Below are 21750 nucleotides of genomic sequence, written 5' to 3' on the forward strand. Positions count from 1 at the left end.
CCCGTGTCAGGAACGCTTCGCGCGTGCCCGCCGTACGGCCCGGGTGACCAGGGGCGGCAGCAGGTCCTTGGCGAGCCGGCGGGCCCGGGACGGGGCGGGCCTGGCCGGTCGCGCCGCACGGGACTCGGTCACCTCGGCGGCGGGGGCCTTCGGTGCCGCCGACGGGGCCACGTAGTGCCGGGAGGTCGGGAACGCCGGTGGCTTCATGCCCCGGGAGCGGGCGCGGACCAGCCGGTGCCCGGCCGCCGACTGCACGCTCAGCCCGACGTCGGAGCGCTGCCGCAGCATCTCGAGCAGTTCCTCCTGGAGCGGCTCGGGATCGCCCCAGGTGCCGTACAGCTTCTGCGTGCTGAGGCAGATCGGGCGCAGACCGCGGTTGAGGACGGCCTCCCAGGCGGCGACCGAGACACCGGGAGTGTGCTCGGAGCGGAAGTCGTCGAGGACGACGACGCCGTCGGGCACCAGGATGTCGTGGGCCGCGCCGATGTCGCCGTGCACGTGCTCGTACAGGTGCGAGGCGTCGACGTGGATGAATCGGCAGGAGGCCGGGGCCACCTTCTCCGGCACCACGGAGCTGGGGGCCGCGATCACCGTGGGCAGGTCGTCGTGGAAGGAGAGGTAGTTCCGCTCGAAGATCTGCTGGGTCAGCGAGGCGTACGACTTCGCCGACTCCGCCTGGTTGGCCCCGTCCGGGGCGTCGCCCTCGAACAGGTCGCAGACCGTGAACTTCTCGCCGTCCTGGAGGTGATGGCCGAGCAGGATCGCGCTCTTGCCCATGTAGACGCCGAGTTCCAGCAGGTCGCCCTTCATCCCCTGCTTCCGCTGCCGCTCCAGGAACCAGGTGAACAGCATCTGGTCCAGCGGCGGGAACCAGCCCGGGACGTCCGTGAGTTCGCCGGGGTGCTTGTCGGTTTGCTTGTCGGTCGCTTGTGCGTTGGTCATGAGACGAGCCTTCTCTCTGAGCGTTGCCCGAACCGACGGACGGTTGAACGTCCCGTGAACAGCTCAGCGATCCTTCGCCAGTACTGCCCGCAACCGTGGCGTCAGGGGCTTCTCCACATACTGGTTCAGCAACCACGCCAGCAGCAGCATTGAGGCGGCGGTGAGGGCGAATGTCGCCCCGGATGGCAGGCCCAGGCCGCGGTGCAGCGCGTGGATCACCACCCAGCCGAGGTGTTCGTGGACGAGATAGAACGGATAGGTCAGCGCCCCCGCCACGGTCAGCCAGCCCCAGTCGGCCCAGCGCAGCCAGCCCAGCGCGATCGCCGCGACCGCCAGGAAGCCGAAGCTCGCGACGAGGACGATGCCGGTCGAGGAGCGGTAGGAGAAGCCGTCCTCGCCGGCCGCGTGCCACAGGCTCTGCACCGCGTAGTGCTGCCCGATCAGCCAGCTGACGGCGACGATGCCCCACGCGTAGGCGTCCCGCCGGTCGAGGTGGACGAGGTAGAGGCCGACACCGCCGATGAAGTACGGGGCGTACTCGGGCATCAGGACGATGTCGAGCAGCGGCATGTTGGCGTTGTCCGCGATCACCGCCGCCAGCATCCAGCCCGCGCAGAACATGATGACCCGGCGGCGGCTCGCCCCCGGCAACACCACGCACAGCGCGAACAGGGCGTAGAAGCGGACCTCCGCCCACAGCGTCCAGCACACCCCGAGCACCCGGTCCACGCCGAGCGGCATCTGCAACATGGTCAGATTGACCAGGGCGTCGCTCGGTGACACCGCCTTGTAGGCCACCACCGGCAGGGCGAACACCACCGTCACTATCGCGACCGCCACCCAGTAGGCGGGCAGCAGCCGGGAGGCGCGGGAGGCGAAGAACGACTTCAGGGGACGTCCCCAGCCGCTCATGCAGATCACGAAGCCGCTGATGACGAAGAAGACCTGGACGCCGAGGCAGCCGTAGGCGAAGAACTCGTGCAGCGTGGGGAACTGGACCTTGGGCGAGCTGCCCCAGGCCTCGGAGACCTCACCGTCACGGCCGCCGTAGTGGTAGGCCGCCACCATCAGCGCGGCCACCAGCCTGAGGCCGTCCAGGGCACGCAGCCGGCCGCCGGAGCCCTTCCTGCGCCGCGGGGCGGTCGTGGCTACCGGTGGTTCGACCAGCACGGTGACGTCGGACTGGGGCTTGCGGGTGCTGACGACCGTCTCGGTCACGCTGGAAACCTCTGTAGCTCGTGTGTCCTTCACCTGAGCCGCCTGTGGGCGGGCAGGGCGCCGCCTGTCACCCTAGGGCGGGAATTGACGCTTAAACGTTCGACGGAAACAGGCTTCGCCTTCCTGTTTCCAGGGATTCATCTGGATGTCGGTAACCAGTGGCGAAAACGCGGAGGCGCCGGCCCGCCTCCGTGGCGGACCGACGCCTTTGCGGTGCTCGGCATACGTCTTCAGCGGCGTACCGCCTTGCGCAGCGCCCTGGCCCGCCGGACCACCCGGCGTGCCGTGGAATTGCGCGGCAGGAAGGCCAGCCGCTGCGGAATACCGCCGGGCAGGCCGAGCGAGGTGAGGCGGCGCTTCTTGAAGTAGCGCCGGGTGCGCGGACCGAGATACCGGGAGAGGAACCCCTCCGCCTGCGGGCGCAGATCGGGATAGATCTGCGGCTGCATGGTGAACCCGACGGCGGTGACCAGACCGGACAGCCGCTCGGCCGGCAGCACGTCGCCGTCCGTCCCGCCGTCCAGGTCGGGCAGCAGCGCGTCCGCCAGGGTGGTGGGGATCCGGTTGCTGTTCTGGTACGGCGTCAGCCGCTCCAGCAGCAGTTCGGTGCCGATGCGGGCGACCGGCAGGTCGTAGAGCTCCTTGGCGGTGAACAGCGCGGTCGAGAAGCAGCCGACGACCAGCGCGGGCCGGGCCCGGTCGAAGAGGACCTCGGCGAGGACGGGCGTGTCCAGCACGGTGAGGTCCACGCCGAGCTTCTCGGCCTCGTTCTCCAGGGCGCGGCTGTAACGGGCCGGTGCGGTCGGGTGCGGCTTGAAGACGACCGTGCGGTGTCCCTGGGCGACCGCGCCCCGCATCATCCGCACGTGCAGGTCCTCTTCCTCCTCGGGAGAGAGGATGTTCAGCGCCGACAGGTACTGGCCGAGCAGCAGCGCCGCGTCACCGGGCACGGCGGGCAGCTCGGGGACGGTCTCGGTGACCTCGCCCAGCACCTTCAGGAACGCGGGCGACGGCACCAGGTGCGCCGGCACCTCGAACTCGGTCAGCAGCATGGGCGTGAGCCCCGGCACCAGGTCGAGGTGCAGCAGCCGCCGCACGCGCGTGCCGACCAGCGGGTCGAGCTTGTTGCGCGTGGGCCCGTAGCTCATCAGCCCGTCGGCGTAGACGTCGATGGGGGCGTCGGTGAACAGCTGGGCCACCGTGAGGGCGGGCGCGACCTGGATGGACTCCAGGACCAGGCTCACGCGGTCGTCGCCGAGGCCCCACAGCATCCGCAGATAGCGCTCGAACAGCGGGATGTCGTCGGAGCGCGGCGCCCAGGCCCCGGGGTGGAAGGGCCGGATGGCCTCGTTCCAGGACAGCACCTCGTCGAAGTGCTCGCGCAGCGGCGCGAAGCCCGGCATCTCGTCGAGCGCCGGGGTGGTCTCCGGGGTCGCGGAGTTGTTGAACACCAGCAGCACCCGGCGGTCCGGCTCTTCGAAGAGGTCCGAGTCGATGGCGGCGGCCAGGGTGGCGACGCCGTACAGCGTCGAGGCGCAGAAGATCTGAGTGGTCCCGGGCATCAGGCGGCCGCCTCCGTGGTGGTGGCCCTGCGCCGCAGCCGCCGCAGCCTGGACGAGCGGTCCATGTCCATCGCCTCCAGTGCGTCACCGAGCGCGTCCTGCGGCATGCGCTTGATGGCCGCCGCGCTCATCGACCGCAGCTGTCTGGCCACGGCCGGTTCGAACCTGTCTTCGTTGGAGAGGTGGTGGGCGATGATCGCGCAGTAGGTCCGCACCGCCTTGGGGAGCAGCCGGTCGGCCTCCCGGTCCGACGCGGTCTCCTCGATCACCTGGTCGAAGGCCCGGATGAAGTCGAGCTGGCGGACATCGCCGATCTGGGTCAGCGACGAGGCCACCCCGCGGCGGTAGAACACGCCCAGCAGGCTCACCACGGCGAACGACTCCGCCTCCCGGTGCAGCTTCCAGATCCACGGCCGGTCCTCGGCCGTGCGCAGCCCGTGGGTGAAGTGGAGCACGCCCTTGTCCAGGAGGCGGCGGTGATAGGCGCCGGCCCAGGCGTAGGCGTAGTCCACCGACGTCGAGCGATGGGCGGGGAGGATGGCGTCCCGCGGGCTGAACGCCTCCCAGCGGCGGCCCACCGGCACCCGGCTCACGGAACGGGCGCGCGCGGTGGCCTGCACATGGTCGGTGCGCACGAAGTCGCATCCCAACTCGTCCATGGCGGACACCAGTTCGGTGAAGTAGCCGGGGGCCAGCCAGTCGTCGCCGTCCAGGAACGTCAGGTACTCGCCCTGGGCCGCGTCCAGGCCGGTGTTCCGGGCGGTGGCGAGCCCGCCGTTCTCCTCATGGCGGATGTAACGCACCTGGGCGACGTCCGAAAGTTCCTCGGCCGCTCGTTCGAGAATGGCCGGGGTTTCATCCTTCGAATGGTCGTCGACCAGGATGAACTCGAAATCACGGTCGGCGTTCAGCCGAAGGCTTCTGAGGGTGTCCGGGGCATATTGCTGCACGTTGTAGAACGGCACGATCACGGAAAGCTTAGGCACCCGCAAAACGTTAGGAGCCCGCCCGGCAGCGCAACTTTCCGATGAACGTACACCGGGTGAACTCAATGTGTCAGAACGGTGCACCGCGTGTACTTCCGGCCTTCCAGCGGGCCAGTTCGGCTCTCGGTGGGGTGTTGTTAACTTTTCGTTGAGTCGCGGTTCCGCCATACCTCGGATTCGCTTCCTAGCGTCATCGACGTGCCAGCAAGTACACCGAAGCGCCCGCGAATCGCCGTCCTCGCGGACTCAGACACCCGATGGAAATGGGGTGCGCTGACCGCGGACCGCATCGCCCCGGGCCCGTCCATGGAAGCCGGACCGCGCGAGGGCGCGCAAGTCCGCCCGGTCCTCGACGGCTACCTGCTGCGCGGCCGGGCGACGCCCACTCCGCGCCAGCTGGAGGAAGTGGGCGTGCGCGCCGACTCGCTGCGGGAGGTCACCGCCGTCGAGTTCCTGCGCGCCATGGAGGAGGAGCCGTACGACCTCCTCGTCCTCGCCCTCGTCGGCGGTGGTGTGCAGGCGATGCTGCACGGCCTGGCGCGCGTCTGGCAGGACCGCGCCGAGCGGCCCGTCGTCGTCACCGGCTACGTCGGTGTCGTCTACGAGAAGCTCGCCGACGGCCTGTTGCTGCGGCACGGCGCGGACCTCGTCCTCGCCAACTCCCGCCAGGACGCGGACCGCTTCCGCGCCGTCTACGACGGAGTGGGCGCCGACGCCTCGTCGGTCACCGAGGTGGCCCTGCCGTTCCTCGGCGGTGCGCCGTACGAGGGCGAGCACGATCCCTACACGGTCGTCTTCGCCGCCCAGCCCTCCGTCCCGGACAGCCGGGGGGACCGTACGTACCTGCTGAACCGGCTGGTCCAGCACGCCCGCAGGCACCCCGAGCGCGAGGTGCTGCTGAAGCTGCGCTCCAAGCCGGGCGAGCACACCACCCACATCGAGGAACTGCCGTACCAGAAGCTGGTGCAGCGCCTCGACCCGCCGGACAACTTCCGCCTGGTCTACGGGAACATGGGCGAGGTTCTCGACCGCACCGACCTGCTGGTGACCATCAGCTCCACGGCCGCGCTCGAGTCGCTGCACCGCCGGGTCCCGACCGTCGTCCTGACCGACCTCGGCATCCGCGAGTCGCTCGGCAACCACCACTTCGTCGGCTCCGGCTGCCTCGCCTCCTGGGACCAGCTCGACGCCGGGCACCGGCCCACGCCCGACGAGGAGTGGGTCGCCCGGCAGGGCGTCGCCGCGGACGGCTCCTACGACTCCGCCTTCGACGCGGCCCGCGAACGCATCGCCAAGCTGCTCGGCCGGCCCGGCGGCCTGCCCCCGCTGGCCCCGTACTACACCCCCGTCACCGCGCCCGGCTACCTGCCCGGGATCCTCGCCCGCCACCACCTCGGCCCGGACGGCTCCCCGCTGCCCGGCGCGCCCGCCGCCGACAAGGACCCCGGACCGGTCCGGCAGATCGTGCGCCGGGCGGCGCGCGGCGCCTACCGGCACGGCGTCCAGCGCGTGGCGCCCGTCATCCGGCGGATGGGCGAGCTGTGAGCCGCCCCGAATCCCCTGCCCAAGGAGTAGTCCCCATGACACAACCGGAAGCGGGCCAAGGCGCCTCGGTGCGCCGCGTGCTCGCGGTGATCCCCGCGCGCGGCGGCTCCAAGGGCGTGCCCGCGAAGAACCTCCTCCCCGTCGGCGGCGTCCCGCTGGTGGCCCGTGCGGTGCGCGAGTGCCGCGCCGCCCGGCTCGTGACGGACGTCGTGGTCTCCACCGACGACCAGGCCATCGCCGCCGCCGCCCGCGAGGCGGGCGCCGAGGTCGTGCTGCGGCCCGCCGCCATCGCCGGCGACACCGCCACCTCCGAGGCCGCCGTCCTGCACGCCGTGGACGCCCACGAGGCCCTGCACGGCGCGGTCGTGGACGTGGTGCTGCTGGTGCAGTGCACCAGCCCGTTCATCACCCGCGAGGACATCGACGGGGTCGCGGGCGCGATCGTCGAGAACGGCGCCGACACCGCGGTGACCGTGGCGCCCTTCCACGGGTTCATCTGGCGGGACGCCGAGGACGCCGTGGCCGCCGGCAGCGTCTCCGAGGCCGACGCGGCCGCCGGCGGCGGCTACGGCGTCAACCACGACAAGTCCTTCCGCCCCCGCCGCCAGGACCGCCCCCAGGACCTCCTGGAGACCGGCGCCGCCTACGGCATGGAAGCCGTCGGTTTCCGCAAGCACCAGCACCGCTTCTTCGGCCGCACCGAACTGGTGCGCACCGACCCCGCGCGCGTGCTGGAGATCGACGACCCGCACGACCTCGCCCGCGCCCGGGCCCTGGCCCCGCTCTTCGACGCGGACCGGCCCGGCGCGCTCCCGACCGCCGACGACATCGACGCGGTCGTCCTCGACTTCGACGGCACCCAGACCGACGACCGGGTGCTCGTCGACTCCGACGGACGGGAGTTCGTCTCCGTGCACCGCGGGGACGGACTCGGCATCGCGGCCCTGCGCAACAGCGGCCTGAAGATGCTGATCCTGTCCACGGAACAGAACCCTGTGGTCGCCGCCCGGGCCCGGAAGCTCAAGCTCCCGGTGCTGCACGGCATCGACCGCAAGGACCTCGCGCTGAAGCAGTGGTGCGAGGAGCAGGGCATCGCGCCGGAGCGCGTGCTCTACGTCGGCAACGACGTCAATGACCTCCCGTGCTTCGCCCTCGCGGGCTGGCCCGTGGCGGTCGCGAGCGCCCACGACGTCGTGCGCGGCGCCGCACGCGCGGTCACCACCGTCCCCGGTGGCGACGGCGCGATCCGAGAGATCGCCAGCTGGATCCTCGGCCCCTCTCTCGATTCCCTCACCAAGTAAGGACATCTGCGCCATGAGCAACAACTCCCGCATCCGCAAGTTCGGTACCCGCGAGGCCGGCCCCGGCCGCCCCGTCTACGTCACCGGCGAGATCGGCATCAACCACAACGGCGACATCGAGAACGCGTTCAAGCTGATCGACGCCGCCGCCGAGGCCGGCTGCGACGCGGTCAAGTTCCAGAAGCGCACGCCGGAGATCTGCACCCCGCGCGACCAGTGGGACATCGAGCGCGACACCCCCTGGGGCCGGATGACCTACATCGACTACCGCCACCGCGTCGAGTTCGGCGAGGACGAGTACGGCCAGATCGACGCCTACTGCAAGAAGCGTGGCATCGACTGGTTCGCCTCCCCGTGGGACACCGAGGCCGTCGCCTTCCTGGAGAAGTTCGACGTCCCCGCCCACAAGGTCGCCTCGGCCTCCCTCACCGACGACGAGCTGCTGCGCGCCCTGCGCGCCACCGGCCGTACGGTCATCCTCTCCACGGGCATGTCCACCCCGAAGCAGATCCGCCACGCGGTCGAGGTCCTGGGCAGCGAGAACATCCTCCTGTGCCACGCCACCTCGACCTACCCGGCGAAGGCCGAGGAGCTCAACCTCCGCGTCATCAACACCCTGCAGGGCGAGTACCCGAACGTCCCGATCGGCTACTCCGGCCACGAGACCGGCCTGCAGACCACCCTCGCCGCGGTCGCCCTGGGCGCCACGTTCGTCGAGCGCCACATCACCCTCGACCGCGCCATGTGGGGCTCGGACCAGGCCGCCTCCGTGGAGCCGCAGGGCCTGACGCGCCTCGTCCGCGACATCCGCACCATCGAGGCCTCCCTCGGTGACGGCGTCAAGAAGGTCTACGAGTCCGAGCTCGGCCCGATGAAGAAGCTGCGCCGCGTCAGCGGTGTGGTCGCCGAGGCGGAGATCGCCGACGCGGCGGGCGAGCCGGTCGGCGTCTGATCCCACACCCCCACAACCCCCCTTACGACGGGACGGTCGTACGTCGATGAGCCCCCGCGCCGGGAACGCCGGCCCCCACACTCTCGCCTTCGTCGAGAGTCCGGTACAGCTGCTGAACGTGCTGGAGTGGGCGCACGCGCATGCGCCCGGCGTGGGGCTCACCCTCGTGGTGCTGTCGCCCGTCGACCCGATGACACGCGGCCAGCTGCGGCGGATGTCCGACCTGGCCCGTGACGAGGGGCACGAGGTCCGCTGGGAGGAAGCGCGGGGCGGGCCCCTGGCGCCCTTCCAGACCATCGGCGGCCTGACGGGCGTACTCCGCAGGGCCCGCCGCATCGTCCTGGGTGACCCTTTCTCCCGCTACGTTCAGCTCCTGTTGACCATCACCCGCGCCCGTGACCTGGTCGTCGTCGACGACGGCACGGCGACGATGGAGTTCGTCGGGCAGCTGGCCCGGGGCGAGCGGCTGGTGCGCTGGCACCGCAAGGGCGGCCGCCCCGGCCCCCGCGACCTCGTCTTCGCGCCGGTGTCCTCCTCGGCCCGCCGCCGCCTGACCCCCGGCGGCAGCCGCCGAGTCGAGATCTTCTCCTCCATGCCGATGGAGGAGACCCCCGAGGGCGTCACGATCAGCGCCAACGACTTCGCCTGGACCCGGGCCCGCTTCGGCCCGCCGCGCATCACCAAGGGCGCCGACATGGTGGGCACGTCCCTGGTGGAGACGGGGGTCGTCGACGACGACCGCTACCTGGAGGCCGTCCGCGCCCTGGCCGCCGCCCACGGCGCCACCCGCTACTTCGCCCACCGCCGCGAGAGCCCGACGAAACTCCGCCGCCTCGCGGTCGAGACGGGCCTGGAGATCGTCCGCCCCGAACTCCCCCTGGAACTGATCGCACGCCGAGGCCCCATCGGCCGCACGATCCTCAGTTTCCCCTCCACGGTCGTCCACACCCTCCCCCTGGCCCTCTCCGGCACCGAGGTCCGCGTAGCGGTCTGCGACATCGACCCCGCCTGGCTGACCGAGAACGCGTCCCCCCGAGCCCAGGGCTTCCTCTCGGGCGTCACGGGCACGGCCCGGGACGTCCACCGACTGTCCACGGGGGGTACGCCCGACGCCGCCGGAGGACCGACCGACCCTGGAAGCATTCCGGACCCGATGACCATGACCGGCCCTGCGAGTGCCACGGATCCGACGGGTTCGTCGACCATGACCGGCCCGGCCGGCCCGGGGGGTGTCCCGGGTTCGGCGAGCACGACGGGTTCGGTCGGGCGGGGGAGTGCCACGGGCCCGACGGGTTCGGCAAACACGACCGGCTCGGCTGGTCCGCCCGGCATCCCGGGCCCGACGGCAAGGGCGAGCGTGTCCGGCCCGGCGGGGTCGGTCCGCCCGGCAGGCAGGACGGGCCCGGCGGACGCCGCGGGCGCGGTGGCCACCGGCTGACGCCGGGCAGGGCTTTCGGGGGCCGGGGACCGGCCCTGACGGCACCGGTCTCTTGACGCCGCCGAGGACCCGACCGACCCGGGAAGCATCCCGGACCCGACGACCATGACCGGCCCGGCGAGTGCCACGGATCCGACGGGTTCGTCGAGCGGGCGCGGTGGCCACCGGCTGACGCCGGGCAGGGCTTTCGGGGGCCGGGGACCGGTGCCCTCGCAGGGCCGGGCCCCGGCCGCGACCGGCTCACGCCCCGGCGGGGCTCCCCTCATGCCTCATGTCTCCGCTCATGCCTCCGCAGCGCCCGGTTTGCGGGCCAGCAGGAACGCCCGAGGGCGTTTCTCCTCGCCCTCCGGCTCCCGGAACACGCGGGCGTGGAGGCGCAGGCCTGCCTCGGTGAGGGCGGTCGCGACCGACTCCGGGGTGCGCCAGTAGTAGTCGAGGGAGATCGGACTGCCGAAGCGCTCGGTGAGACGCTGGTGCCCGTCCTCGTCGCCCGACTGGAAGCCGAGCAGGACCGGCGCGCCCGGCAGCAGCACGCGGTGGAACTCGGCGAAGACCGCCGGCAGATGATCGTCCGGCACATGGATGATCGAGTAGAGCGCGACGATGCCGCCGAGTGTCTCGCCCGGCAGGTCCAGGGCCGTCATCGAACCGACATGGAACCGCAGCTCCGGGTGCGCCCGGCGCGCCAGGGCCACCATGCGGGGCGAGACGTCGATGCCGAACACCGGCAGCCCGAGCCCGTGCAGCCGCGCCGCGACATACCCGGGGCCGCTGCCGATGTCCGCGACCGGGGGCCGCACCGCCGCCCCGGCGACCCCGGCCGCCCCGGCCACCTCGGGCGCCCGGACCAGATCCACGAAGGCCATGAGCAGCGCCCGCTCCAGCGGTCTCCCGTCCAGGCTGTCGGGCAACCCGGCGGCATAGGCCTCCGCGATGGCGTCGTACGAGGCCTGGGTGGCGGTGAGGAACTCGGGGCTGTCGGCACGCACGGGCCGCACACTATCGGGGCCGTGGGTCAGTGAGACGAACAAGACAGCGTTCCCCGCGCGGGGCGTGGTATCCGTGGAGAGGATGGATGGATACCACAGTCGCGCTGAGGTGTGGCCGACATCACACTCCCCGGAGTGCGGTGATCGGCTCGACCCAAAAGGCAGGCCAGTTTACCCATCTCACTTGATAGCTATACGTTCGGCGGTCATATTTTCTTCCCCTAACGGGTTGAAATTTTGTTGATCGAGGGTCAGCCGACCGCCCTGGCGCCCTACCCTTCAGAGGGTGAAGCAATTGATGTCACTGGAGTCCGAGGTCGATCTTCCCGGCGAAGCCGTACTTCCCGGCGCACTGCCCGACGCCCTGCGCGCAGAGCTCATTGCGTTCCGGCGCGACATGCACATGCACCCGGAGCTGGGCAACCAGGAGTTCCGCACGACCGCCGCGATCAAGGAGCGGCTCGAGCGGGCCGGCCTCAAACCGCGTGTCCTCACCGTCGGCACCGGACTCGTCTGCGACATCGGCGTAGAGGGCGAGCGCTGGGACGGAGGCCCCAGCATGCTCGCCCTGCGGGCCGACATCGACGGCCTGCCCATCCCGGACACCAAGGCCGACTGCCCGTACCGCTCGACCGTGCCCGACCGCGCCCACGCCTGCGGCCACGACGTGCACACCACCGTCGTCCTCGGCGCCGGCCTGGTCCTCGCCGAACTGCACAAGCAGGGCCTGCTGCCCCGCCCCGTCCGGCTGATCTTCCAGCCCGCCGAGGAAGTGCTGCCCGGCGGCGCCGCCGACGTCATCAAGTGCGGGGCGCTGGAGGGCGTCGGCGCGATCATCGCCGTGCACTGCGACCCCCGCGTGGACGCCGGGAAGATCGGACTCCGCGAGGGTCCCATCACCTCCGCCTGCGACCGGCTGGAGATCTCCCTCGACGGGCCGGGCGGCCACACCGCACGCCCCCACCTCACCACCGACCTGGTCACCGCGGCCGCCCGCGTGGTCACCGACGTACCCGCCCTGGTGGGCCGTCGCTTCGACAGCCGCAGCGGGCTCGCCATCACCTGGGGCCGCGTCGAGTCGGGGCACGCCCCGAACGTGATCCCGCAGCACGCCGAGCTCTCCGGCACGGTGCGCTGCCTCGACATCGACGCCTGGCGCCAGGCCCCCGACGTCGTGGTCGCCGTGATCGACGAGATCGCCAATCTGTACCGCGCCAAGTCGGAGATCAACTACGTACGCGGCGTGCCGCCCGTCGTCAACGAGCCCGGCGTGACCGAACTGCTGCGCGACGCCATGATCGCCCGTCGCGGCGTCGACTCCGTCCTGGGCACCGAGCAGAGCCTCGGCGGCGAGGACTTCTCCTGGTACCTGGAGCACGTCCCCGGCGCCATGGCACGGCTGGGTGTACGCGTTCCCGGCGAGCGTCACGTCCGCGACCTCCACCAGGGCGACTTCGACGTGGACGAGTCGGCGATCACCGTAGGCGTCGAACTCTTCACGGCGGCGGCCCTGGTCAACGGCCTCCGTTAGGGCGGCCCCGGCCTCCGTTAGGGAAGCCCCGGCCTCCGCTGGGGCTGCCCCCGGCCCCCGGAAAGGACTCCGGGCGGGGATGGGCGACGGCGCGTGACGAACAGGATCGCGCCGTGTCCCGGACCGCACTTTTCGCCCCCGTTCGCTCCCGTGGTTCACAACGGCGTAACCGGCCATCGGCACGAATGGATAACGGCCCCACGGCGAACCGTTCCCAAGGGTGTCTACGCGCGTTAATGTGCGCCGCACTGAGCGCCCACTGCGGGGCTTTGGAGAATGGGGAACTTCAGATGCGTCGGATTTCCAAACTGACCCGTGTCGCGGTGGGGGTCGCGTCGCTCGGGCTCGCCGCCACGGCCTGTGGCAGCACCAGCAGTGAGAGCGGTGGCAGCGACACGAAGGAAGACAAGGGTCTCGCCATCGCCTACGACATCGGCGGCAAGGGCGACCAGTCCTTCAACGACGCCGCCTTCGCGGGCCTGACGAAGGCCAAGGACGAGTACGGCTACAAGACGGCCGACATCGAGCCCACCGAGGGCGAGACCGACGCCGACAAGGAACAGCGGCTGGTCTCGCTGGCCAAGCAGGGCTACAACCCGGTCATCGGCGTCGGGTACGCCTACGGCCCCGCGATGAAGGCCGTGGCCGCCAAGTACCCGAAGACCACCTTCGGCATCGTCGACTCCGTGGTCGAGGGCAAGAACGTCGCCTCCCTCGTCTTCGCCGAGGAGCAGGCCTCCTACCTCGCCGGTGTCGCCGCCGCCAAGGTCACCAAGTCGAACACCGTCGGTTTCGTCGGCGGTGTGGACATCCCGCTGATCCACAAGTTCGAGGCCGGCTACAAGCAGGGCGTGCAGGACACCAACCCCAAGGTGAAGGTCGTCTCGCAGTACCTGACGCAGACGGCCGAGGAGGGCGGCTTCGCCAGCCCCGACAAGGGCAAGGCCGCCGCCGAGGGCCAGATCGAGAAGAAGGCCGACGTCGTCTACCAGGCGGCCGGTCTCTCCGGTCAGGGCGTGATAGAGGCCGCGGCCAAGGCGAAGGTCTGGGCGATCGGCGTCGACTCCGACCAGTACAAGCAGGCCCCCCTCGCCGCGTACAAGCAGTACATCCTCACCTCCGCCCTCAAGGACGTCGGCGGCGCCGTCTACGCGCTGTCCAAGTCCGTCCACGACGGCAAGCCGCTCTCCGGCGTCCAGACCTTCGACCTGAAGGTCAACGGCGTCGGAGTCTCCGAGGCCAACCCGGAGTTCGGCCAGGTCGCGGGGCTCAAGGACGCCGTGGACAAGGCCAAGAAGGGCATCATCGACGGCTCCATCAAGGTCAAGACCGAGTAGAGGTAGCGGTCTGCGACAGCCGCAGAGGGCGGGCACCCGGGGTGCCCGCCCTCTGCGGCGTTCCCAGGGGACGGATCACCCAGCGCCACTCCGCGTTCGCGGTCGGCAACGCCCGGGCCAGGGCACGGTGATGGCAGGGCACGGGCGCATAACAAGGTGGACAGAAGGGGTTTTCAGGCAGGTCTACGCGCGTTAATCTGCGGCGAAACCAGCGCCGAAGCTGAACCGACCCCCGGCGCTTGTACGACAGGAGTACCCACACATGCGCCGGATTTCCCGGATCACGGTCGCAGGCGCAGCGACCGCCTCCCTGGCCCTCGCCCTCTCCGCCTGCGGCAGCACCTCGACCTCTGCCGGGTCGTCGGACTCGAAGGGGAACAAGGGCCTCGCCATCGCGTACGACGTCGGCGGCAAGGGCGACCAGTCCTTCAACGACGCCGCGTACGCGGGTCTGGAGAAGGCGCAGAAGGAGTTCGGCTACAAGACGGCCGACGTGGAGCCCACCGAGGGCGAGACCGACGCCGACAAGGAGCAGCGTCTGGTCTCGCTGGCGAAGCAGGGCCACAACCCGGTCATCGGCGTCGGCTACGCGTACGCCTCGGCCGTCAAGGGCGCCGCGGAGAAGTTCCCGGACACCACCTTCGGCATCGTCGACGACGCCACGATCAACAAGAAGAACGTCGCCGACCTGGTCTTCAACGAGGAGCAGGCCTCCTACCTGGCCGGTGTCGCCGCCGCCAGGAGCACCAAGTCGAAGGTCGTCGGCTTCGTCGGCGGTGTGGACATCCCGCTGATCCACAAGTTCCAGGCCGGCTTCGCGCAGGGCGTCAAGGACACCGACCCGAAGGTCAAGGTGCTCTCCCAGTACCTGACCCAGACGGCCGAGGAGGGCGGTTTCGCCAGCCCCGACAAGGGCAAGACGGCCGCCGAGGGCCAGATCGAGAAGAAGGCCGACGTGGTCTACGCGGCCGCCGGTCTGTCCGGTCAGGGCGTGATCGAGGCCGCCGCCGCCAAGAAGGTGTGGGCGATCGGCGTCGACTCCGACCAGTACGAGCAGGCCGCCCTCGCCAAGTACAAGGACTTCATCCTGACCTCGGCGATGAAGGACGTCGCCAAGGCGGTGTACAACCTCGCGAAGTCGGTTGAGGACGGCAAGCCGGAGACCGGTATCGTTCGTGGCGATCTGAAGACCGGTGAGGTGAGCCTCTCGGACTCCAACCCGAAGTTCGCGGACGACGCCGAGCTTCAGGAAGCCATCAAGACGGCCAAGGAGAAGATCATCAGCGGCGAGATCAAGGTCAAGAGCAGCTGACGACTTACTGCCTCGAACAGGCGGTGACCCCCGGGGGTCGCGTCCGCGGGGCGGGGTGCGGGGAGATCGCTCCCCGCACCCCGCCCCGCGGGGGCACGGCCCCTTTGTATGCCGTAGGGGCGCTACGCGCGTAGACGACCCCCGTCCCCAGGAGAGTGCGTTATCAACGCGTCCAGCAGCCCTCCGGCCGGAGCGGCGGTCAACGAATCGGTGACCGCCGTCGAACTCGCCGGGATCACCAAGCGTTTCCCCGGCGTCGTGGCCAACCACGACATCCACCTCAGCGTCCGCAAGGGCACCGTCCACGCCCTCGTCGGTGAGAACGGCGCCGGCAAGTCGACGCTGATGAAGATCCTCTACGGCATGCAGAAGCCGGACGAGGGCACCATCGCCGTCAACGGCGAGCAGGTCGCCTTCTCCTCGCCGGCCGACGCCATCGTCCGCGGCATCGGCATGGTCCACCAGCACTTCATGCTCGCCGACAACCTCACGGTCCTCGAGAACGTGGTGCTCGGCAGCGAGAAGCTCCACGGCATCGGCGCCAAGGCCCGCCGCAGGATCAAGGAACTCTCCGAGCGCTACGGCCTCGGCGTCAGGCCCGACCTCCTGGTCGAGGAGCTCGGCGTCGCCGCCCGCCAGCGCGTGGAGATCCTCAAGGTCCTCTACCGCGGCGCCACCACACTGATCCTCGACGAGCCCACGGCCGTCCTGGTGCCTCAGGAGGTCGACGCCCTCTTCGCCAACCTGCGCGAACTGAAGTCCGAGGGCCTGTCGGTCATCTTCATCTCGCACAAGCTCGGCGAGGTGCTCTCCGTCGCCGACGAGATCACCGTCATCCGCCGCGGCACCACCGTCGGCACGGCCGTCCCCGCCGAGACGACGCCGCGTCAGCTCGCCGAGATGATGGTGGGCAGCGAACTGCCCACGCCCGAGACGGCCGAGTCCACGGTCACCGACCGCCCGGTCATCACCGTCGACAAGCTCCGCCTGGAGGCCCCCGGCGGCAAGGCCCTCCTCGACGACATCAGCTTCACCATCCACGAGGGCGAGGTCCTCGGCATCGCGGGTGTCGAGGGCAACGGCCAGACCGAACTGGTCGACGCGCTCATCGGCCTCAAGCACGCCGACTCCGGCACGATCACCCTCGCCGCCGAGGAGATCACCGCCTGGCCCACCCGCAGGCGCCGCGAGCAGGGCATCGGCTACATCCCCGAGGACCGGCACCGCCACGGCCTCCTCCTGGAGGCCCCCCTCTGGGAGAACCGCATCCTCGGCCACGTCACCGAGAAGCCCCTCGCCAAGGGCGTCTGGCTGGACCCGAAGGCAGCCCAGGAGGACACCCGCCGGATCGTCACGGAGTACGACGTCCGCACCCCGGGCATCGACGTCACCGCCGCCTCCCTCTCCGGCGGCAACCAGCAGAAGCTGATCGTCGGCCGCGAGATGAGCCACAAGCCCCGCTTCCTGATCGCCGCCCACCCCACCCGGGGCGTGGACGTCGGCGCCCAGGCCGCCATCTGGGACCTCATCCGCGAGGCCCGCCGCGAGGGCCTGGCCGTGCTGCTGATCTCCGCCGACCTGGACGAGCTGATCGGCCTGTCCGACACCCTGCGCGTGATCTACAACGGCCGGCTGGTCGCCGACGCCGACCCGGCCACCATCACCCCCGAGGAGCTCGGCTCGGCCATGACCGGCGCCGCGACCGGACACCTCGAGCACGAAGAGACCCCCGAGATCTCGAAGGCCGACGCCCCCGAGTCTCCGGAAGACGAGGCCCGCTGATGAAGAAGTTCGACAAGGAGCGCGTGCTCCTCGCGGTGGCCGGGCCGGTCATCGCGCTCGCCGTGGCCTTCGTCCTGATCGCGATCGTGCTGGTCGCGTCGGGCAAGAACCCGATCGAGCCGTTCGCCCTGATGTTCGAGCAGCTCGGCTTCTCCGACATCCAGGTGCTGATCATCAACCAGGCGTCGATGTACTACATCGCGGCGCTCGCGGTGGCCATCGGCTTCCGGATGAACCTGTTCAACATCGGCGTCGACGGCCAGTACCAGCTCGCCGCCATGATGGCCGCCATCGTCGGCGCCCACGCCAGCCTGCCGGCCCCCCTCCAGGTCCCGCTGCTGCTCCTGACCGCCGTCCTCACCGGCGCCTTCTGGTCCGGCATCGCCGGTGTCCTCAAGGTCACCCGCGGCGTCAGCGAGGTCGTCGCCACGATCATGCTCAACGCGATCGCCACCTCCGTGATCGCCTACCTGTGGCTGCCGGACGTCTTCGGCGTCAAGATCGGCAACAACAACACCACCGGCGAGATGCACGAGTCCGGCTGGATCCCCGGCATCGGCATGGGCGCGGCCGGCGAGATCTACGGCCTGGTCCTGCTCGCCGTGCTGCTCGGCATCGGCTACTGGGTCGTCCTCAACCGCACCCGCTTCGGCTTCGACCTGCGCGCCTCCGGCGCCTCGTCGACCGCCGCCGCGGCCAGCGGAGTCGACCCCAAGCGCATGGTGCTGACCGCCATGCTGCTCTCCGGCGGCCTCGCGGGCCTGGCCGGCCTGCCGATCCTGCTCGGCGACACCCACACCTACAGCCTGAACTTCCCCACCGGCATCGGCTTCCTCGGCATCGGCATCGCCCTGCTCGGCCGCAACAGCCCCGTCGGCATCGCCTTCGCCGCCCTGCTGTGGGCCTGGCTCGACAAGGCCTCGCCCGAACTGGACTTCCACGGCTACGACAAGGAGATCGCGGTCATCATGCAGGGCCTGATCGTGCTCTCGGTCGTCGTCTCCTACGAGGCCGTCCGCGAATGGGGCCTGCGCCGCCAGCAGCGCCGGGTCGGCGCCGAACTGGCCGCCGGCCACGTCCTCGGCACCACCACCCACAACACCACGAAGGAGGTGGCTGGCCGATGACCACCGTGACCGACCTCAACCAGCCCACGCTGCAGCCCGCGGCGCCCACCGGCCGCCGCCTGTCGTGGCCCGTCCTGCTGCTGGTCATCGCCGGCGGCCTGGCGCTGACCTCGATCGTCCGCATCATCACCGGCGCCGACGGCATCACCAACGTCAGCCAGATGTCCACCGCGCTCCAGCTCGCCGTGCCGATCGGCCTCGCCGGTCTCGGCGGCCTCTGGGCCGAGCGCGCGGGCGTCGTCAACATCGGCCTCGAGGGCATGATGATCCTCGGCACCTGGTTCGGCGCCTGGGCCGGATTCCAGTGGGGCCCGTGGACCGGAGTCCTGGTGGGCATCGCGGGCGGCGCGATCGGCGGCCTGCTGCACGCCTTCGTCACCGTCACCTTCAACGTCAACCACATCGTCTCCGGTGTGGCCATCAACATCCTCGCCCTCGGCGCCACCCGCTACCTCGCGCCCCTCGCCTTCGAGGGCCACACGGGCGGCTCCGCCAAGCAGTCCCCGGCGATCGACTCCCTCGGCAACTTCACGGTGCCGGGACTCTCCGACGCCCTGCGCGACCTCAACGCCCACGGCTGGTTCCTGGTCTCGGACATCGCCGGCCTGCTCGGCGGCCTGGTCACCAACGTCTCCTGGCTGACCCTGATCGCCATCGCCCTGATCCCCGCCACCTGGTGGATCCTGTGGCGCACCGCCTTCGGACTGCGGCTGCGCTCCTGCGGCGAGAACCCGGTCGCCGCCGAGTCCCTCGGCGTCAACGTCTACAAGTACAAGTACATCGCCGTGGTCATCTCCGGTGGTCTGGCCGGCCTCGGCGGTGCCTTCCTGTCCATCGTGGCCAACCCCTTCTACCTGGAGGGCCAGGTCAGCGGCCGCGGCTACATCGGCCTCGCCGCGATGATCTTCGGCAACTGGATGCCCGGCGGCCTCGCCCTCGGCGCGGGCCTGTTCGGCTACACCGACAGCCTCAACCTGCGCGGCGGCTCGGCCAACGTCCACGCCCTGCTGCTGCTCGGCGCGCTCCTGCTGCTCATCGGCGCCATCTGGCTGGTGGTCAGCAAGAAGTACGTCCACGCCGCGATCACCCTGGTCATCGGCGGCCTGGTCTTCGCCTGGTACGCGACCACCGACGAGGTCCCGAACCAGGTCGTCTCCGCCACGCCGTACGTCATCACCCTGGTGGTGCTCGCCCTGTCCGCGCAGCGCCTGCGGATGCCCAAGGCGGACGGCATGCCGTACCGGAAGGGGCAGGGCAAGTGACCGGCACCGGCCCGGCAGTCGACTGGGAGCAGCTGCGCGCGGTGGCCCGGGACGCCATGTCCCGGGCGTACGCCCCGTACTCCGGCTACCCGGTGGGCGTGGCCGCCCTGGTCGACGACGGCCGGATCGTCTCCGGCTGCAACGTCGAGAACGCCTCGTACGGCCTCGGCCTGTGCGCCGAGTGCGGTCTGGTGTCGGAGCTGCAGAACACCGGCGGCGGCCGTCTGACGCACTTCACCTGCGTCGACCGCGAGGGCGACCCGCTCGTCCCGTGCGGTCGCTGCCGCCAGCTGCTGCACGAGTTCGGCGGCCCGGACCTGCTGCTGGAGACCCCGGCGGGCATCCTGCCGCTGTCGGCGATGCTTCCCCAGGCCTTCGGACCCGGCCACCTCAGCAAGTAGTCATTCCCGTACGGCCCCTCCGAGTCGCTCACGCGACCGGCTCAGAGGGGCCGTACGGCTTCTGGAAATCCTCGGAAGGAAGGCCAAGCCATGGCCATGGACGCCATCTCCGTCATCCGCACCAAGCGGGACCGCGGCGAGCTCAGCGACGAACAGATCGACTGGGTCATCGACGCGTACACCCGCGGGGAGGTGGCCGACGAGCAGATGTCGGCCCTCGCGATGGCCATCCTGCTCAACGGCATGAACCGCCGTGAGATCGCCCGCTGGACCGCCGCGATGATCGCCTCCGGCGAGCGCATGGACTTCTCGTCCCTGTCCCGCCCGACGGCCGACAAGCACTCCACGGGCGGCGTCGGAGACAAGATCACACTCCCGCTGGCCCCCCTGGTCGCCGCCTGCGGCGCCGCCGTACCCCAGCTCTCGGGCCGCGGCCTCGGCCACACCGGCGGCACGCTGGACAAGCTGGAGTCCATCCCCGGCTGGCAGGCCCTGCTCTCCAACGAGCGGATGCTGAACGTCCTGGACACCACCGGCGCGGTGATCTGCGCGGCGGGCGACGGCCTGGCCCCCGCGGACAAGAAGCTCTACGCCCTGCGCGACGTCACCGGCACGGTCGAGGCCATCCCCCTGATCGCCTCCTCGATCATGTCGAAGAAGATCGCCGAGGGTACGGGCTCCCTGGTCCTCGACGTCAAGGTCGGCACGGGCGCCTTCATGAAGACCATCGAGGACGCCCGCGAACTGGCCTCCACGATGGTCGGCCTGGGCACGGACCACGGCGTCAAGACGGTCGCGCTCCTGACGGACATGTCCACCCCGCTCGGCCTCACCGCCGGCAACGCCTTGGAGGTCCGCGAGTCGGTGGAGGTCCTGGCGGGCGGCGGCCCGGCGGACGTGGTCGAACTGACCATCGCCCTGGCCCGGGAGATGCTGGACGCCGCCGGTGTGAAGGACGCCGACCCGGCGAAGGCCCTGGCCGACGGCTCCGCCATGGACGTCTGGCGCCGCATGATCACGGCCCAGGGCGGCGACCCGGACGCGGTGCTCCCGGTGGCCCGCGAGCAGCACGTGATCAAGGCCCCGGCCTCGGGCGTCCTCACCCGCCTCGACGCCTACGACATCGGCGTCGCCGCCTGGCGTCTCGGCGCGGGGCGTGCCCGCAAGGAGGACCCGGTGCAGGCGGGCGCGGGCGTGGAACTCCACGCCAAGCCGGGCGACACGGTGAAGGAGGGCCAGCCCCTCCTCACCCTCCACACGGACACGCCCGAGCGCTTCGACTACGCCCTGCAGTCGGTGGAGGGCTCCTACGACATCGCGGCCCCGGGCACGGACTTCACGGCGCCGCCGGTGGTGCTGGAACGAATCGCCTGACCTGGGGCTTTCCCTTTCGGGTGAACGGGATCGGTGGACCTCCGCCGGTCCCGTTCGGCATGCTGGGATCGGTGACGCACTGATTGGAGAACCGCCATGAGCGCACTCACCGTCGACCACTCGGCTGCCAACGGCCACGAGTGGGACGACCTCGTTCGGATCTGGCAGGAGACGAACGCACCCGAGGGCTGCAAGGTGGAGATCATCGAGGGGATCGTCACCGTGGCACCACCGCCGTCCAATGCCCACAACGACATCGCTGACCTGGTTCAGCGAGTCCTGTACGAGGTCATCCCCAGGCACTGGGGCATCTACCAGACCCTGGGTACGGCGGTCCCGTCTCGTGACGGGCTCTACATCCCCGACCTCGCAGTCGCCCCCAGGCAGGTGCTGCGTGACGAGGGCGGTTACTTCATCCCGGCGGCTGCCGCAGAACTCATTGTCGAGATCACGTCCAAGTCGAATGCGACCCACGACCGGATCAAGAAAGCCGCCGGTTATGCCCAGGCCGGTGTTCCGCTGTACCTGCTCATCGATGGCTGGGCCCCCGGAGGTCCTGCCATTACGCTCTACGGCGAACCGCGAGGGGACGTCTACCGGGTTCTGGATGAGGGCAAATTCGGAGATCGCATCACGCTGCCCGACCCCTTCGGCCTCGAACTCGACACCCGCGAGTTCCCCGACAACTGAC

Annotated in this window: 17 protein-coding genes and 1 pseudogene; 13 read left to right on the top strand and 5 right to left on the bottom strand. The window is 70.5% G+C overall.

The window, feature by feature from the left end; all coding sequences use genetic code 11:
* Positions 1–6: 6 nt before the first annotated feature.
* The 4 genes from ACFZBT_RS06870 to ACFZBT_RS06885 all read right to left on the bottom strand — a co-directional run bounded on the left by ACFZBT_RS06870 (position 7) and on the right by ACFZBT_RS06885 (position 4708).
* Positions 7–942 (bottom strand): class I SAM-dependent methyltransferase, encoded by a 936-nt coding sequence (locus ACFZBT_RS06870; protein WP_391099283.1) that lies wholly within the window; start codon positions 940–942, stop codon positions 7–9.
* Between the two features lie 63 nt (positions 943–1005).
* Positions 1006–2160 carry an acyltransferase family protein gene (locus ACFZBT_RS06875; protein WP_391099285.1) on the bottom strand — a complete coding sequence of 385 codons (1155 nt, stop codon included), beginning with the start codon at positions 2158–2160 and terminating at the stop codon, positions 1006–1008.
* 230 nt (positions 2161–2390) lie between these two features.
* Complete coding sequence (locus tag ACFZBT_RS06880; protein WP_391099287.1) at positions 2391–3722, bottom strand: polysialyltransferase family glycosyltransferase; 1332 nt, start codon at positions 3720–3722, stop codon at positions 2391–2393.
* Positions 3722–4708 (bottom strand): glycosyltransferase, encoded by a 987-nt coding sequence (locus ACFZBT_RS06885; protein WP_391099289.1) that lies wholly within the window; start codon positions 4706–4708, stop codon positions 3722–3724. Before ACFZBT_RS06885 ends, ACFZBT_RS06880 begins: the two co-directional genes overlap by 1 nt.
* 198 nt (positions 4709–4906) lie before the next feature.
* Between ACFZBT_RS06885 and ACFZBT_RS06890 the strand changes: the two genes are divergently transcribed.
* The 4 genes and pseudogenes from ACFZBT_RS06890 to ACFZBT_RS06905 all read left to right on the top strand — a co-directional run.
* Positions 4907–6253 carry a DUF6716 putative glycosyltransferase gene (locus ACFZBT_RS06890; protein ID WP_391099291.1) on the top strand — a complete coding sequence of 449 codons (1347 nt, stop codon included), beginning with the start codon at positions 4907–4909 and terminating at the stop codon, positions 6251–6253.
* Between the two features lie 35 nt (positions 6254–6288).
* Positions 6289–7554: a cytidylyltransferase domain-containing protein gene (locus tag ACFZBT_RS06895; RefSeq protein ID WP_391099294.1), complete on the top strand. Its 1266-nt coding sequence runs from the start codon at positions 6289–6291 to the stop codon at positions 7552–7554.
* Positions 7555–7567: 13 nt separating this feature from the next.
* A complete protein-coding gene (locus ACFZBT_RS06900) occupies positions 7568–8506 on the top strand; it encodes an N-acetylneuraminate synthase family protein (protein ID WP_189722860.1) in 939 nt (312 codons plus the stop codon).
* Positions 8507–8552: 46 nt separating this feature from the next.
* Positions 8553–9599 (top strand): annotated as a pseudogene (locus ACFZBT_RS06905) (hypothetical protein); the annotation flags it as partial.
* A 626-nt stretch (positions 9600–10225) separates the two neighbouring features.
* Here ACFZBT_RS06905 and ACFZBT_RS06910 read toward each other — a convergent pair.
* Positions 10226–10933 carry a methyltransferase domain-containing protein gene (locus ACFZBT_RS06910; protein ID WP_391099296.1) on the bottom strand — a complete coding sequence of 236 codons (708 nt, stop codon included), beginning with the start codon at positions 10931–10933 and terminating at the stop codon, positions 10226–10228.
* A gap of 298 nt (positions 10934–11231) precedes the next feature.
* Between ACFZBT_RS06910 and ACFZBT_RS06915 the strand changes: the two genes are divergently transcribed.
* From ACFZBT_RS06915 to ACFZBT_RS06955, 9 genes are all read left to right on the top strand, one after another.
* Positions 11232–12464 (top strand): amidohydrolase, encoded by a 1233-nt coding sequence (locus ACFZBT_RS06915; protein ID WP_391099874.1) that lies wholly within the window; start codon positions 11232–11234, stop codon positions 12462–12464.
* A gap of 290 nt (positions 12465–12754) precedes the next feature.
* Positions 12755–13801 carry a BMP family ABC transporter substrate-binding protein gene (locus tag ACFZBT_RS06920; RefSeq protein ID WP_391099298.1) on the top strand — a complete coding sequence of 349 codons (1047 nt, stop codon included), beginning with the start codon at positions 12755–12757 and terminating at the stop codon, positions 13799–13801.
* 262 nt (positions 13802–14063) lie between these two features.
* Positions 14064–15113: a BMP family ABC transporter substrate-binding protein gene (locus ACFZBT_RS06925; protein WP_391099300.1), complete on the top strand. Its 1050-nt coding sequence runs from the start codon at positions 14064–14066 to the stop codon at positions 15111–15113.
* Between the two features lie 210 nt (positions 15114–15323).
* Positions 15324–16895 carry an ATP-binding cassette domain-containing protein gene (locus ACFZBT_RS06930; protein ID WP_391099303.1) on the top strand — a complete coding sequence of 524 codons (1572 nt, stop codon included), beginning with the start codon at positions 15324–15326 and terminating at the stop codon, positions 16893–16895.
* Positions 16895–18022 carry an ABC transporter permease gene (locus ACFZBT_RS06935; protein ID WP_391099305.1) on the top strand — a complete coding sequence of 376 codons (1128 nt, stop codon included), beginning with the start codon at positions 16895–16897 and terminating at the stop codon, positions 18020–18022. The genes ACFZBT_RS06930 and ACFZBT_RS06935 overlap by 1 nt, the downstream gene beginning before the upstream one ends.
* A complete protein-coding gene (locus tag ACFZBT_RS06940; RefSeq protein WP_391099308.1) occupies positions 18019–19284 on the top strand; it encodes an ABC transporter permease in 1266 nt (421 codons plus the stop codon). The genes ACFZBT_RS06935 and ACFZBT_RS06940 overlap by 4 nt, the downstream gene beginning before the upstream one ends.
* Positions 19281–19685, top strand: coding sequence for a cytidine deaminase (locus ACFZBT_RS06945; RefSeq protein ID WP_391099311.1), 405 nt, complete (start codon positions 19281–19283; stop codon positions 19683–19685). The genes ACFZBT_RS06940 and ACFZBT_RS06945 overlap by 4 nt, the downstream gene beginning before the upstream one ends.
* Positions 19686–19781: 96 nt before the next feature.
* Entirely contained in the window at positions 19782–21059 is a 1278-nt protein-coding gene (locus ACFZBT_RS06950) for a thymidine phosphorylase (protein WP_391099877.1), read from the top strand.
* A gap of 96 nt (positions 21060–21155) precedes the next feature.
* Positions 21156–21749: a Uma2 family endonuclease gene (locus ACFZBT_RS06955; protein WP_391099314.1), complete on the top strand. Its 594-nt coding sequence runs from the start codon at positions 21156–21158 to the stop codon at positions 21747–21749.
* The last annotated feature ends 1 nt before the right edge of the window (position 21750 follow it).

Origin of the sequence: Streptomyces sp. NPDC008137, assembly GCF_042957035.1 — a bacterium.
In the GTDB taxonomy this organism is placed as follows: domain Bacteria; phylum Actinomycetota; class Actinomycetes; order Streptomycetales; family Streptomycetaceae; genus Streptomyces.